Consider the following 14,630-nt stretch of genomic DNA (forward strand, 5'->3'; position numbering starts at 1 on the left):
GCTGCAACATGTTTTGTTACAGTTATTCATTACTCAAAAATATTACGTCACTCATTTTACCATTAATAGTGCAAAATGTCTTGATTTAAGAAGAAATAATTGAAAAAAGATGAAAACAATTAGTATATTTTACCGTAAATCATTTGAAAACAACATTTTGACCACCTAAAATCGCCTCTAGTTGTTCTTTTGCATCTACTGTATCCGCTAACCAATTCTCTTCTCCCAAAACTAATTTCTTTCCATTTTTTTCAAAATAAATGATGACTGGCGTGTTGCCTCTATGTTTTTGAATCACTTCGTGAATACTTTGCAGAACCTCTTTTTGATCTTTTGCTTCAATAATTTTTAAATAACAAGTTGTTGCACTAATACTATTTTCAATATCACTGGCTTTTTCAATCTGGTTTACCAATAATTGAAGTTCTTGATTATAATTACTTTTTTCTATTTTTCCTTCCACGAAATAAACTTGGTTCTTTTCAACAGTTTGACGAAGTGTTCTGAAAACCATTGGAAAAAGTGTCAACGATAATGAACCCGTTAAATCATCCCCTTCAACAAAAGCCATCTGTTCCCCTTTTTTCGTGCGAATCACTCGAATATCTTTTACATAAATCAATAAACGAGCTGTTTGATTTTCTACTACATCGCTGACTAACATCACTTGTTTGGCTAAACGCGTTTTTTTGAACTCCTCTGTAGGATGACCTGATAAATAAACGCCTAAATATTGCTCTTCTTGTTCTAATTTTTCTTCTAATGAGTAATCGGCAACTTCTACTTCTTTTAGTTTTAGTGTATCTTCTAAAAGATTCATACTGCCGCCACTATAGATGATATTTTGAATTTCACTATCTAAACTAACTGCTAACTGACGGCGATTCGCTTGCAATTCATCAAAAGCTCCGATCGCAATCAGCGGTTGGATATTTTCAGCTTTCAGCCACTTTCGGTCGATACGTAACAAAAATTGGTCAAAAGATTTAAACGGACCTCGTTCTTTACGTTCATCTATGATATTTTGAATAAAATCTCTGCGTATCCCTTTCAATGAGCTAAAGCCAAACATGATTTGGTCATCATTATTTAAGTAAAAGCTATATTGACTAGAATTGATGGATGGTTGCATGATCACCATTTTATTTTTACGTGCTTCTCCGATGTATTCTTTGATTTTAGTCGGATTATGTCTTACTGAATGAAGAATCGCTGCATAAAAAGCTCCCGGAAAATGAACTTTTAAGTACGCCATTTGAAACCCAATAAAAGAATAAGCAAACGCATGAGATCGGTTAAATCCATAGTTAGCAAAACGCTCGATGTAATCGTAAATCGTCATTGCAACATCCTCGCTGTGCCCTTGTTTCATGGCACCTTCAACAAAATGTTTGCGTTCTTCATCCAGTACATCTTTTTTCTTTTTACTAACCGCACGTCGTAAAATATCCGCTTGTCCTAGGCTAAATCCAGCCATTGTAGACGCAACTTGAATGATTTGTTCCTGATACACAATAACACCATACGTATTCTTCAAAATCGGTTCTAAAACAGCATCTGGGTAATCGATCGGTTCTTGGCCTTTTTTTCGGCGAATAAACAAATCAATATTTTGCATTGGTCCTGGACGATACAAGGCATTAACAGCTGCAATATCTTCAATACTTGTTGGCCCGAGTTTTCGTAAAACATTTCGGATACCCGCTGATTCAAATTGGAAAACACCGCTCGTTTCTCCTCGTCTAAATAAAGATAACGTCAACTCATCATCTAAAGGAATTTGATTTAAAATTACTTCTTTTTTGTAGACTCGTTTGATCGACTTGATTGTGTCATCAATGATCGATAGGTTTCTTAACCCTAGGAAATCCATCTTTAGCAAACCAATTTTTTCAACATCATTCATTGTAAATTGCGTCAGGAAAATATCATTTGAACCTGGCTGTAATGGAACGATATCTAAAAGATCCAAATCACTGATCACCACGCCCGCCGCATGGGTTGAAACATGGCGGGGCAGTCCTTCTAAACGAACTGCTGTATCATACAACAAGCGATTTATCTCTGATGAATTTACTAATTCTACAAGATTTTTTGAATCAGCATAAGCTGTTTTCAAGGTCATTTTCAATGCACTAGGTACAGCATTGGACCAACGATTTGATTCACTTTGAGATAATCCAAAAACTCTAGCAACATCTCTTAAAACCATTTTGGCTGCCATCGTACCAAAAGTAGCAATCTGTGCCATATGGTAATGCCCATATTTTTCACGAACATACTGCAACACTTCTTCACGACGATTATCTGGAATATCTAAATCTATATCAGGCATGGAATGTCTTTCTGGATTTAGGAATCGTTCAAAGAGTAAATCGTATTTGATTGGATCGACATCTGTGATCGACAAAACATATGAAACCAAAGATCCGGCAGCAGAACCACGCCCCGCACCCGTCACGATTTTTCTCTCATGAGCAAAGGCCATCACATCCCAGACAATCAAGAAATAATCATCAAACCCCATTGTATGGATGATGTCAAGCTCTTTTGCTAACCGTTCTTCATAAACAGCTGAAACATTTGAGATACGTTCAGGTAACTTCTTCAAGCATAACTCTTTTAAAAATTCTCCTGCTTGCTTCACTTCTGGGATCGGATAATGTGGTAGCAAACGTTGATGTAATGGAATCTCCAAAGCACAAGAATCAGCCAGTGTTTCCGCATTGTGAAGGGCATGTTTATTCGCCTTCACAAGTAATTGTTCTGCTGCATCTGTCTGATTTCTTAAATAAAAAGGACCTTCGATTTCTGTTTCCTCAGCGTTCAACGGCATTTGTTGTCCTTCATTGATGTGTGCCAATACTTTTAATGCAAAACCGTCTTCCCGATTTAAATAACGAGTTTCCTGTAAAGCAAGGAGTGGTTGATTTTTTTCTTCGTAAAACTTAAAAAGTGCTGGATCTGTTTCTGGGTTACACGTCAATGAAACTCCTGCAAAAAAAGACGACGGGTCAAATAATTGCACTAACTGATCTAAACTTTCAGTAGCCTCTACTTCACTTCTTTTTAAAGCAAAAGCCACTTCTCCTTTATCAGACGGCATCACAGCAAACAAATGAGCTAAATGTTCTTTGATTTCATCTAAATAAAAGATTCTTTCACTATTCATCTTTGCAGTGGAAATTCGCATCAAGTTTTGGTACCCATCCAAATCCTTTGCATACAGTAATAACTGAGCAGTTTGTTCAGATTTTTGCGGCGTATATTCTAACGTTAAACCAATAATCGGTTTTATTGCTTCCCTTTTGCAGGCTTCAAAAAATTCGATTGCCCCATGAAGTACATTGATATCAGTGATTCCTAGGGTCGTATAGCCTAGTTTTTTTGCTTGTTGCACTAATTCTTGAATACGAATGGTACTGGAGAGTAATGAATAAGAAGTAATTGTATATAATTGTGGAAAGGGCATAGGACATCTCCTTTTACATGTGATGGTTTTAAATCAAAAATGTAACTTTCATTTTCTTTACATTTATAAAAATTGTGCTAAACTATAGCTAGAAAAGAGGTGCAATCCATGCGTTACATTCTTGTATTGTTGTGGTCCTTTTTACTAGGACAAGTAGTCGGTTATATCGGCGGTGCCTTAAATGGCGGAACTTACGATTTTATGCTGACAACAATTATGTCATTGATTACCGGCGTGATTATCTTATTGATTGGTCAATTCGCATTACCAAAAAAAGAAACCACTAAAAGTGCTCAATAACTCTGAGGCTGTTGCCTTAAGCTAATTTTTCGAAAATAGCTTTTGACTTGCCGTCTGTTACTTGAAAATCATGATTATAAAAAAACCAGTTACTACAAACATTGTAACTGGTTTTTTTATGTTTTCAACTGTTTAGAGACTTTTATTTAAAATTTTTCGAAAATTGAACAATGATAAGCAAATATTTCCTAGTACAAAACAAGCCGTTACAATAAATACTGAGCTATAGCCCATACCATGAGCCACGGTTGATCCAATCATCGGACCCAAGACTTGCCCGAAATTACTAAACATTTGATTATAGCTGTAAACGCGACTAACACCTTCAGACGGTGTAATTTTGCTGATCAGCGTATTGATTGACGGCATTAAAGCTCCTGTTGAAAATCCTAGGAAGAAACGTAATAATCCTAATTGAAAAGGCGTTTTAACAAAAGCCATAGGGATATAACAAATCATCGATAACATCAAACCAGCTAATAACACCTTGTGATTCCCGATTCTATCCCCTAATTTACCTAAGACTGGTGAAGAAATCACCGCTGACACCCCTGCAACTGAAACAATTAAACCACTAATGAATAAAATATTGCCAGTATCATGGCTCAATGAACGAATGTATAACGTTAAAATCGGGCTAATACTTGTAACCCCAATTTGTAAGATCAACGTTGTAATGAACAATCCAATCAAAATAGAAACGTGGTCCATCTTTGAAAAAATTTCTTTTGTACTTAACAAATCTTTCTTCTCGACTGGCTGGAAATCTTCTTTTACCATAAAAATTGTTAACAGCGTTGTAATCAACAACACAACTCCTGTGATGATAAAAACATTTTCCATCCCAAACCATTGTGCCAACGCACCGCCAATCGATGGTCCAATCAAGTTTCCAGCAATTGCTCCTGTTGAAAGAGTTCCTAATGCCCAACCGCTTTTTTCTTTTGGTGCTTGCGATGCAATCATTGACGTTGCGTTTGGAATATACCCGGAAAGTATGCCGTTAAAAAACCGCATGATCAAGAGCCAATAAACATTTGGTACAAATGCCAACGAGCCCATTGTGATTGTCATTCCGGCAGCTGCTCGAATCATCATCAGCTTCCTGCCTTTTCTATCCGCTAAATTCCCCCATATCGGAGCTACGATCGCAGCAGCAAATGCTGTAACAGATATGGCAAGTCCAGAAAACAATTCAACCTGATTCTTAGGTGTTCCCAACTGTTCAACATAGACAGGAATAAATGGCATCACTAAACTAATACTTGCACCAGTAAAAAAACAGCCTAACCAAGCAACCATCAAATTCTTTTTCCACTCAATTTTCATCTTAATGCACACCTCACAAGTTCTTCACTATTAACTATACTCCAAATTTCCCAATCTCTCAAAAAATTTTACACAAGCACACAAAAAGAGACTAGGATATAACTCTGCGAGTTATGTACTAGCCTCTTTATTAATTAAGAATGCCTTACAAAATAGCCAAAATAACGAAGTTCAAAATAAACAAAGCGTTAACTACCCAAAGAATTGGTGAAATCTCTATGAATTTTCCTTTCGCGACTTTAACTACTGCATAAAAAATGAATCCTGCAGCAATACCATAAGAAATGCTATAGCACAAACCCATAAAAATTGATGCAAAAAATGCTGGAACTGCTTCTTCTAAATTTGTCCATTCAATATCTTTAAATGAAGCAAGCATCATCACACCCACTAAAATCAATGCAGGAGCAGTTGCTTGTGCAGGAACGATCGCAATCAGTGGTGAAAACAAGCTGCTTAAAGCGAATAAGGCAGCTACCACAACTGACGTTAGACCAGTCCGTCCACCAGCACCAATTCCTGCAGCACTTTCCACATAAGTCGTAGTGTTAGACGTTCCAAAAACTGCACCGATCGACGTTGCAATCGCATCTGCAAACAATGCTTTATCCATTTTTGTAGTAAATCCTTTACTGTCTTCCAGTGCCAGCTCGTCTTCTTTAGAAAATATTCCTGTACGGCGACCTGTTCCAATAAATGTGCCTATCGTATCAAATGTATCTGACAAACTAAACGCAATAACCGTCATCAACACTTGAGGAATTTTTGATGCATCACTGAATAATGACTGCATACCATCTGCACCAAATGCTGCACCAAAAGTTGTTCCTAATTCACTGATAGAATTCCCTAAAGAATTTGCTTGCCAATCAATTGCTGACAAATCAACAACACCTAATGGAATCGCAATGATTGTTGTAGCCACGATACCAATTAAAATAGCGCCCCGAACATTTAACACAACCAAGACCGTTGTTAAAACTAAACCAATAACTGCTAATATAATTTCTGGATTATTAAAATTCCCCAAAGCAGGAACAATGCTATCGCCATTAACAACTCCATTAGTCGGTTCTGCTTGAACTGTAAAATCTAATAATTTTGCATTCTTGATTCCCACATAGGCAACAAAAATTCCAATACCGCCGCCAATCGCATGCTGCATGCTTTCAGGTATAGCCTTGATGATCAATTTACGTATTTTTGTGACCGTAATCAAGACATTGATCAATCCACAGATAAATACCATTGCTAATGCTTGTTGCCACGTATAGCCCAAACCAAAAACGACTGTAAAGGTGAAAAAGGCATTCAATCCCATACCTGGAGCTTGAGCATAAGGAACGTTCGCAAACAGTCCCATGATCAATGTTCCGATGATCGATGCAATGATCGTTGCTAAAAATACTGCCTGAAATGGCATTCCTGTTTGAGATAAGATCGACGGATTCACGAATAAAATATAGCTCATCGCAAAAAATGTCGTTACTCCTGCCACCATTTCAGTTGAAATAGTTGTTTTGTTTTCCTTTAATTTGAAAAACTTTTCCATGAAATTGTCTCTCTCCCTTTTTACTCAAAAATTTTATCAGGATGATTCAGTTCGCCCGTTAAAATGACTATTTACAGAGCCAACTATTCGTAAATAATAAGTGCATGTTCCTGTTTCCTGATCAATACTTTTAAAGTATAAGGTAGAGTATTCTCCTTTTCAACAAATTATTAACTTTATTCCTGTTTTTCCTTTTTAACGTTCGTGTTTTAACATTCCTTTTTTTTAGTTCATTCCTTACTTTTTGCCTCTGCAAAGTGTTCTTCTGTCATGAAATCGATTTCTTTTAAATGCTGATAAATCGCTTCAATTACTTTGTAGATACCATGAAGTTCTTTGAAAATATCCAAAGGAATAAATTTCAGATAGATAGAATAAAACTCAGTGATTTCCTTTGTGATATATTCCCCTACTTCTGTGGAAAGTTCTAAAGCTGTTACATCTTTTTCTTCAAATTGATCCTCATCAATCATATATTTCTTCGAAGAAATCAACAGGTGTTCCTTGAGTAGATTTTTTTGCCACAGCTCCACTGTCAAAATCTTTTTTCTTTCTTGATACAATAATTCGAAATTTGCTTCTACATCTGAAGTAGTGCCCATAAAATTTTCCAATAAACCTTGTTTGATTGACCATATCAGCTGTTCTTGTGCTTCTTTTGCAATTGAAAAATAATCAGAATCCTCTCGTAACTCTTCACGTATTCTGTCACGTCTGTTTAAAAAACGTTCTAATAAGAAAACTGTTGCATACACCTCGACTGGAACGAAAGCAAGTCCATATAATAGGTTGACTGTTATATTTTGAGAAGTTTCTCCTAAAATAAAGAGTAAAAAATTCGAAACGATAAATAAAAGAACTAGAGATGCGATCAATACAATGTGATACTTATCTTTTTTCATACAATAATCCCCTTTGATTTATAGCTATTTCATTACTTTTTTATTTGTAACATCAAGTATAATATAGCTTTAAGAGGATTCATATTGATTTGAATCCTCTTGAGAACATTATAAAAAAGCTTTACAGCCGCTGATTGAAAATCACAACTGTAAAGCTTTTTAATCTATAGAATTTTTCGTTTCAATAAAACAATAACACTCGTACTAATTGCCATTGTCCCAAATAAAATCGTAAATCTAGATTGTTGCTCGCCTGTTTTAGGCAATTCTTTTTTAGCCTCTGTTTTAGAAAGCTCTTTAGTATTCAAGGTTTCCAAAATCACTTCTTCCTTAGGCAAAATTTCTATTGGAAATGTAACTTTGTTTTTTTCTTCATCCAATACTACTGCAGTTAATTTCTTTTTCCCTTTGAGTTTCAATGAAGTCACATTGATTTTGATACGACCTTCTGAATCAGCATGTCCAACTAAATCAGCTTCTGGAAGTTCTGCTGTTCTTGTATTCGATTGAGGAAATTCTCCATCATAGAGTAAAATTCTCGCATTTGGCAGCGTAACTCCTCTCAAGAGTTCGTCATCTTCATATAAAGGATCGAAAATTGTCGCTTTTTTGATTTTGTCTTCAGCCTCATTTGAATCCGTTACTTCAGGCACTTCCGGATCTACAGGGTTTGTCGAATCGACTAATTTTTTACGATTTTCAATTGACGCTTCAATCGGCTGCCCAGCAGCTTCTTTACTTTCAATATACTCAATAAATGTCTCTGTATCCGGCTTAATCGCATTCACTAAATTAGCACCAGTAAATCCAGAGAAACCATCGCCTCCACCAAATAAAAAGTCATTGATCACAACTAGGTATGTTTGATCTGCCTGAATCGGAGTACCGTCTTTTTTATGCATATCTTGGACTTTGAATGGTTGATTTGGATCTTCAGTTGGCACATACGTATAGGACAAACCAGAAATTTGCAAGAAATAACGCCCTTCTTCATCGTATTGCTCATTCAGTACTTGCTCAACTTGTGCGCCGGTCATTTCGACTACTTGCATGATATTTCCAAACGGTTGCACTGCCTGAGCCGCTCCCCATGTAATATCCCGATTTTCTCCAACTGCTAAATCAGCGCGAATCCCGCCATTATTGGTCATAGCAAAATCAGCATCTATTCCCTGTGCCTTAGCCATCGCAACTTGACCATCAGTAATCAAATTACCTAGTGGGGATTCTTTTGACTCATTAATTTCCCGAGTGATAGCCCCATTTTCTTTAGCTGTTCCAATTTTCTTATTCGTTACCTGAGCTACTCGTTTTTCAGCATCTTTTACAGTTGCTTCAACTTTTTCGTCAATCTTAGGTACGTCTTTTGCGGCTGGATCGACTGGTAAAACTTTTGCTTTAGGAGTATCGACAAAATCATTGGTCTTAGGATCAAGTGTCCCTTGCAAATCAATATAGCCTTTACCTTGAGCCGTAGACTGAACAACTCTTGTTTTGTTGACTACACCGTTTGTATATTGATGGTTATGAGCTGCAAAAAATGCATCTACGCTATGTTCAGGATAGATTTTAGCAACTTCATTCATAATATCAGCGGCCTCACCATTTACTTTATCAGCTTTACTGGTAGCCGGAATATGGGCTAACACGACAATTGCATTCACACCTTGATTTTTTAGTTGACTAGAATAGTAAGCGATTGTTTCAGCCTCATCTAAAAAATCATACGCTTCATAATGTTCTTTTAAAACTAAATTAGGAATTTCTGTTGTAACAACGCCGATAAAACCGACTTTTACTTTATTATTTGCAGTTCCCACTTCTTTGATCGTATAAGGTTTCCAACCAAAAGGGATTTCCTCCGTTCCTTTTTTAACGACATTCCCGATTACGATCTCAGTTTTTGATGCTTCTCTTGGATAAGCCATTAAAATACCATACGGATCCTCTTTGGGCTGTCCACCGATCATGATTCGATTGAACTCTTGAAGTCCTTCATCAAATTCATGATTTCCTATAGTACCTACAGAAAAATCCATTTGATTCAGTATTTTGATTGTCGGCTCATCTTGAAGCAGACCTGAACTAGCAGGACTTGCTCCAACCATGTCTCCAGCTTGTACACGTAATGTTTGTGCGCCATTGTTAGCGGTTTTAAATTGTTCTTGCGCACGATTCAAATAACCCGCTAACAACGATGCCGTCCCTGCGTTTGCAACTTTATTACCTTCATCATCAAAAAAAGATCCTGTCGTGTTCAAGGCTCCATGAAAATCATTGATTCCTAAAATCTGAAAAGGAATTTTCTCCTCTTGCGATCGTTGTTCCACCGACTGCTTGTTATTATCTGTTCCGTTAATCGTTTGTGCATCAGCAGCTATACTAGTCCCCACGACGCTGCTGCTGATTCCCCCAATAGTAAATAAAATAGTCAACAAAGAGCTTTGCCACTTTTTCATGTTGATAACTCCTCTTCAATTATTTCCAAACACACTTAGTTAAAGAGTAACAATTTCCTCACACACTGTCAACACAGCTTTTCGTCTTTATCAATCAATTTTAATCCTTTTAAGCCAAAAATAGTTGCTAGTAAAATAAGTTGCATTACTGTAAACATAATGACAAATAACCATTTATCCACTGACCACGTCAAAAAAATAGTCTGAAGCGTCTGAATAGGCCTAGTAAATAAGTGAACACTATGTAAACGATCGAAGCGTCCTACAAAAATAGCTAAACTTGATAATAAATTAACAATCAAAACAAAGAAAATCCCTTGCCATTTCTTATTCAAGATATTTCTTCGAAACGCTTCATTCAGTGCTGTCAATACAGTTGCCATTCCTAAAAATCCATACACACAGATTCCGATTGTCAACAAGCAAAAAGAAACCCAAGCAGACAACGACTGACCAAATATCTGATTCATTCCCTGATAAATAGATAAACGTTCTAAATGGAAAAAGTCTGTGAACAAATACGGAGCATTTGGATAAAATAATAACCATATCATGCCTAATAAAAGAAACACTTTATTGCTCACTTTCTTAAAATGAAAACTTATTTCAAGCGGAATATAACCTAACAAGACATTCAACGCCATAAAATGATACATTTTAGCAACAAATAGCATATACAAACAATAGACGACCGTTGCTATTCGGATTGACCAACGAAATATTTGAATCAAACTTTTCACCGCCCTTTTCCATCTAGTGTATCATAAAGAAAATTTTTTCTAAAATTTTCTTGAAAACTTGTTATTCTGTTATTTTGTGCTAGACTAAGCTTAAGAAAAATTTCCGGGAGGAACGATTTTGAAAAAATTAATTGCAATCGACTTAGATGGTACAACTTTAAATGCACACTCATTGATCAGTGAAACAACGGAACAAGCCTTAAAAAAAGCGATGAAGCATGGTCACTATGTCAGCATCGTCACTGGTCGTCCTTACCGAATGAGCGGTCAGTTTTATCGCCAATTGGGCTTAGCTACTCCGATGGTCAACTTCAATGGTGCGCTTGTTCATATGCCTGAAAAGCAATGGGCGGATGAACAAGAAACGGGAATACAACGAGACTTGGTTTTTGATATTTTGGCTCAAAAGAAAGCCCTAAATCTTGATTTTGTCGCTGCTGAAAATAAAGAGACATTTTACATCGATAGTTTAGATTATTTTGATTCGGCATTCTTTGCATCAGAAGCTACACCAAGCAATCTTTTGACCGCTAAAAATTTGATTACGGATCCAACTTCAATGATGGTTCGGACTTCAAAAGATCAAGCGGCGCTCGTTTCGGACTCTTTAATGAAACAATATGGAGATTATGTAGATGTTAGAACTTGGGGCGGACCTACTCCCATTTTAGAAATTGTCTCTAAAGGAATACAAAAAGCCAAAGGTGTGGAGCACGTTGCTAAGTACTTAGATGTGAAGCGTTCAGATATTATCGCATTCGGTGATGAACATAATGATGAAGAAATGCTAGATTACGTTGGTTGGGGCGTTGCTATGAAAAATGCGACTGACAAAATCAAATCTGTAGCAAATGACGTTACTGAAAAAACCAATGATGAAGATGGCTTAGCGGATTATTTAGAACGATATTTAGATTTAAACGATCAATAAACTTTAATGACTGGAACAAAGCATGAGGCTTTCTGTTCTAGTCATTTTTTCTACTTTGACAGCTTCAAGCAAATACTAAAAAGATGTGGACAAACTTTCACAAGTTATGTACACATCATCTGATATTCGAATCAATAATTTAGTCTATTCTAAGATGGATTTTTTTCACGATCAGTTTATCGGACAAATGAGATTGGTTGCTCTGTTCCCCAATCACTTCAGCAAAAATATTCGTCCGATCCTCTTTTTTCTGTAAATGATAGTCGATTTTTCCAGTTTCATTCAATTCATTCATCATTTCACTATAGTCATCTGATTCAATTTTTCTAGTTATAAAACCTAATGATACTAAGTGATCATCTAAATTTTTAGTAGATATCAGAGAACCAAATGCAATCTTTTGACGTATCTTCTGATTTAATTGTGTTATTTTTACATCTTGACCTTGCTCAATCGTTTTTTTCTTGATCAACGATTCATATTGTTCAGCAGTCAACATCACGCCGGCGACTTTATTTCTATTGTAAATATATACACCTGCGTTTGTTTCTTTTGCTGCTTCAAAGATTGTCATAGGAGACTGTTTCACATCTGTCACTGAAAATGATAAGTCTTTTTTTACTTTATTTCTCATTGGTCAACTCCCCTTCCAAATGATTATAGCATACAGATTTTTGGTGTGAAGAGCTTTTTTAAATTGTTCATTTTTATTTACCTGAAACCTGATTAAGAAAAAAAGAGGATGAAACAAAACTTAAAAATCGTTTTGTATCATCCTCTATAACCGAACAAACATTGTTGTCTCAGTCTATTTCTTTATGCGCGGTAACGTTCTACCCCATCTAAATAAGTTGCGTCTAATTCCATATTTGGATTCAATACGATAAAGTCCGCATCACGTCCGTTAGCGATCATTCCGCATTTATCATCGATTTTACAACTAACCGCTGGCACTAATGTTGCCATCATAATTGCTTGTTCTGGTGTCGCAATTTCCCAGTCAACAACATTTTTGATTGCTTCTTTTAATTTCAAGATACTGCCGGCTAAGTTTCCAGACTCTAAACGAGCTGTACCATCTTTAACGACAACTGGAAATTCACCCAGATTGTAATTCCCGTCCGGCATTCCACCAGCCATCATACAGTCAGTGATTAAAGCTACATGATCATGTCCAGCTTTTTCCATTAAAATATCTGCTGCATTCGGATGAACATGGTGTCCGTCACAAATCAATTCAGAAAAAACATGTTTCAATGACATTAACGCACCGACCATTCCTGGTTCACGATGATTCAAGCCACGCATGCCATTATATGCATGTACAAAAACACTAGCGCCAGATTCTACTGCATCCGTTGCTTGTTCTAACGTTGCATCACTATGACCTAAAGCCACAACGACTCCTTCTTCGGTTACAGCTTTAACAAATTCTTTGACGCCTTTACGTTCTGGAGCCAATGCAATTTTTTTGATCAAGCCGCCAGAAGCTTCCTGCCATTCATTAAATGTTGCTAAATCTGGGTCACTAAAATAACTTGGATTTTGAGCGCCTTTGTGTTCTTCAGTAAAGAAAGGACCTTCAAAATAGATTCCTTGGACTTTTGCACCAGGAACTTCTTGATGCACTTCACCAATCGTTTTAGCCACATCTTTCAAGCGTTCTTTACTTGACGTTAAAGTAGTTGGTAAAAATGACGTAACACCGCAAGATAATAAACCTTCAGACATAACTTTCAAGCCTTCTGCGTCACTATCCATCACATCATGATTCATATAGCCATGAATATGTGTATCCACCAAACCAGGTGCAATCCATTTTCCTTCTTCTTTGATTACTTTTGCATCATTCACAGGTACTTCTTTATAAAAGTCTCCAAATAAACCATCTGTGATTTCTAAATAGCCAGGTCCTTTTACATCGCTTTTTAAAAAGAACTTTTCAGCAAAGATAAACGTTCTCATCTTCATCCTTCTTTCTTTAATTTTCTATTTAAACGTACTCTTAAAATCAGTTAAAGTCAAGAATGGTGTAGACCTTTTCTAAAAAAATTTACTTAACTTTCGTTAGATTTTAATTGTTTCGATACGACGGATTTGTTCAGATAAAACCTGGTATTCATCAGACTTTTCTTGATCTCCTTTTACAACTAACAATTGACTTTTTAATTGAAACAATTCACTTAAATAATAGTAACTATTTTTGTGTCTTGACCAAACGATTCCCTGATCAATATATATTTGTGCTTCTTCCAGACGCTTTTGATCCGTCAAAAATTTGGAGTAATTATAAAATATCTTTGTTAATTCTGCTGTTACTCGTTCATTTGGTAATTTATGAAAATAATGAATGCTTAATTTCAAGTATTTCTCAGCTTCGTTGATTTTTCCAATACTGCTATAGGTACTACCGATACAACTGATCACTTGAATCTCAAAATCTGACAAATTTACTTTATTCGCTTGATAGGTATACGACAATCCTTTTTTCAAATCAAGTATCGCTTGTTCGTAATCACTACAAAGATAAAATTTACAACTACCCAAATAATAATAATAACGTTGCCAGTCGGTATCTAAATGAAGTCGCTCTTCAATTTGAGTATCTCTCATATACGTCATTATTTTTCCATATTCTTTATGTCTAAAATAATCAGCTATTTTTTCAAATATTTGAGTAATCAACCGAACTTCATCTGATTTAAACTGCATAATTTGATCCATCGTCACACCTAAGCGCTGACAAATTTGCTGCATTACTACTACATTGGGTAATTCTTCATTGTTCTCAATCCTACTTAACACACTTTGTGAACAAATGTCTTCTGACAACATTTTTTGCGTTAGTTTTCTATTTTTACGAATTTCTTTAATAACAGCTCCAAAAGAATCCATGCTTTCACTCCTAAGCCTATTTCAAAATAATCTATTACTAGTTAAAAAGT

General features: G+C 36.0%; 11 protein-coding genes. 2 read left to right on the forward strand and 9 right to left on the reverse strand.

The features are described 5' to 3' along the window. Window positions 1-139: 139 nt before the first annotated feature. The gene (gene dnaE / locus IGL98_RS10300; protein WP_206841918.1) at window positions 140-3,472 is read right to left on the reverse strand and encodes a DNA polymerase III subunit alpha; all 3,333 of its coding nucleotides are present in this window, start codon (window positions 3,470-3,472) and stop codon (window positions 140-142) included. A gap of 108 nt (window positions 3,473-3,580) precedes the next feature. Here dnaE and IGL98_RS10305 point away from each other — a divergent pair, with 108 nt between their 5' ends. Further along, window positions 3,581-3,772, forward strand: a complete 192-nt coding sequence (locus IGL98_RS10305; RefSeq protein WP_206841920.1) for a YjzD family protein — start codon at window positions 3,581-3,583, stop codon at window positions 3,770-3,772. 132 nt (window positions 3,773-3,904) lie between these two features. On the opposite strand, the gene IGL98_RS10310 is transcribed toward IGL98_RS10305, so the two are convergent. The 5 genes from IGL98_RS10310 to IGL98_RS10330 all read right to left on the reverse strand — a co-directional run bounded on the left by IGL98_RS10310 (window position 3,905) and on the right by IGL98_RS10330 (window position 10,688). Next, a complete protein-coding gene (locus IGL98_RS10310; RefSeq protein WP_206911533.1) occupies window positions 3,905-5,101 on the reverse strand; it encodes a multidrug efflux MFS transporter in 1,197 nt (398 codons plus the stop codon). Window positions 5,102-5,246: 145 nt separating this feature from the next. Beyond that, the gene (locus IGL98_RS10315; RefSeq protein ID WP_206841923.1) at window positions 5,247-6,653 is read right to left on the reverse strand and encodes an NCS2 family permease; all 1,407 of its coding nucleotides are present in this window, start codon (window positions 6,651-6,653) and stop codon (window positions 5,247-5,249) included. Between the two features lie 230 nt (window positions 6,654-6,883). Then, window positions 6,884-7,555: a hypothetical protein gene (locus tag IGL98_RS10320; RefSeq protein WP_206841925.1), complete on the reverse strand. Its 672-nt coding sequence runs from the start codon at window positions 7,553-7,555 to the stop codon at window positions 6,884-6,886. A 164-nt stretch (window positions 7,556-7,719) separates the two neighbouring features. Beyond that, the gene (locus tag IGL98_RS10325) at window positions 7,720-10,014 is read right to left on the reverse strand and encodes a 5'-nucleotidase C-terminal domain-containing protein (protein WP_206911532.1); all 2,295 of its coding nucleotides are present in this window, start codon (window positions 10,012-10,014) and stop codon (window positions 7,720-7,722) included. 68 nt (window positions 10,015-10,082) lie between these two features. Further along, a complete protein-coding gene (locus IGL98_RS10330; RefSeq protein ID WP_206911542.1) occupies window positions 10,083-10,688 on the reverse strand; it encodes a DUF1361 domain-containing protein in 606 nt (201 codons plus the stop codon). 184 nt (window positions 10,689-10,872) lie between these two features. Between IGL98_RS10330 and IGL98_RS10335 the strand changes: the two genes are divergently transcribed. Further along, window positions 10,873-11,685 carry a Cof-type HAD-IIB family hydrolase gene (locus IGL98_RS10335; protein ID WP_206841930.1) on the forward strand — a complete coding sequence of 271 codons (813 nt, stop codon included), beginning with the start codon at window positions 10,873-10,875 and terminating at the stop codon, window positions 11,683-11,685. Window positions 11,686-11,824: 139 nt separating this feature from the next. Here the strand turns inward: IGL98_RS10335 and IGL98_RS10340 are convergent, their stop codons facing one another. From IGL98_RS10340 to IGL98_RS10350, 3 genes are all read right to left on the reverse strand, one after another. Further along, window positions 11,825-12,319: a type II toxin-antitoxin system Phd/YefM family antitoxin gene (locus tag IGL98_RS10340; protein WP_206911531.1), complete on the reverse strand. Its 495-nt coding sequence runs from the start codon at window positions 12,317-12,319 to the stop codon at window positions 11,825-11,827. 182 nt (window positions 12,320-12,501) lie between these two features. Beyond that, window positions 12,502-13,650 carry an N-acetylglucosamine-6-phosphate deacetylase gene (gene nagA / locus IGL98_RS10345; protein ID WP_206911530.1) on the reverse strand — a complete coding sequence of 383 codons (1,149 nt, stop codon included), beginning with the start codon at window positions 13,648-13,650 and terminating at the stop codon, window positions 12,502-12,504. Between the two features lie 102 nt (window positions 13,651-13,752). Beyond that, window positions 13,753-14,580 carry a helix-turn-helix domain-containing protein gene (locus IGL98_RS10350; protein ID WP_206841939.1) on the reverse strand — a complete coding sequence of 276 codons (828 nt, stop codon included), beginning with the start codon at window positions 14,578-14,580 and terminating at the stop codon, window positions 13,753-13,755. Between the last annotated feature and the right edge of the window lie 50 nt (window positions 14,581-14,630).

This window comes from Enterococcus sp. DIV0840 (genome assembly GCF_050527835.1).
GTDB lineage: Bacteria > Bacillota > Bacilli > Lactobacillales > Enterococcaceae > Enterococcus_L > Enterococcus_L ureasiticus.

Bases quoted from the DNA above. Each gene is read 5' to 3' on its own strand.
- nagA (WP_206911530.1), bottom strand. From the start codon at position 13,650: ATGAGAACGTTTATCTTTGCTGAAAAGTTCTTTTTAAAAAGCGATGTA.
- IGL98_RS10305 (WP_206841920.1), top strand. From the start codon at position 3,581: ATGCGTTACATTCTTGTATTGTTGTGGTCCTTTTTACTAGGACAAGTA.
- IGL98_RS10325 (WP_206911532.1), bottom strand. From the start codon at position 10,014: ATGAAAAAGTGGCAAAGCTCTTTGTTGACTATTTTATTTACTATTGGG.
- IGL98_RS10330 (WP_206911542.1), bottom strand. From the start codon at position 10,688: ATGCTATTTGTTGCTAAAATGTATCATTTTATGGCGTTGAATGTCTTG.
- IGL98_RS10315 (WP_206841923.1), bottom strand. From the start codon at position 6,653: ATGGAAAAGTTTTTCAAATTAAAGGAAAACAAAACAACTATTTCAACT.
- IGL98_RS10320 (WP_206841925.1), bottom strand. From the start codon at position 7,555: ATGAAAAAAGATAAGTATCACATTGTATTGATCGCATCTCTAGTTCTT.
- IGL98_RS10310 (WP_206911533.1), bottom strand. From the start codon at position 5,101: ATGAAAATTGAGTGGAAAAAGAATTTGATGGTTGCTTGGTTAGGCTGT.
- dnaE (WP_206841918.1), bottom strand. From the start codon at position 3,472: ATGCCCTTTCCACAATTATATACAATTACTTCTTATTCATTACTCTCC.
- IGL98_RS10340 (WP_206911531.1), bottom strand. From the start codon at position 12,319: ATGAGAAATAAAGTAAAAAAAGACTTATCATTTTCAGTGACAGATGTG.
- IGL98_RS10350 (WP_206841939.1), bottom strand. From the start codon at position 14,580: ATGGATTCTTTTGGAGCTGTTATTAAAGAAATTCGTAAAAATAGAAAA.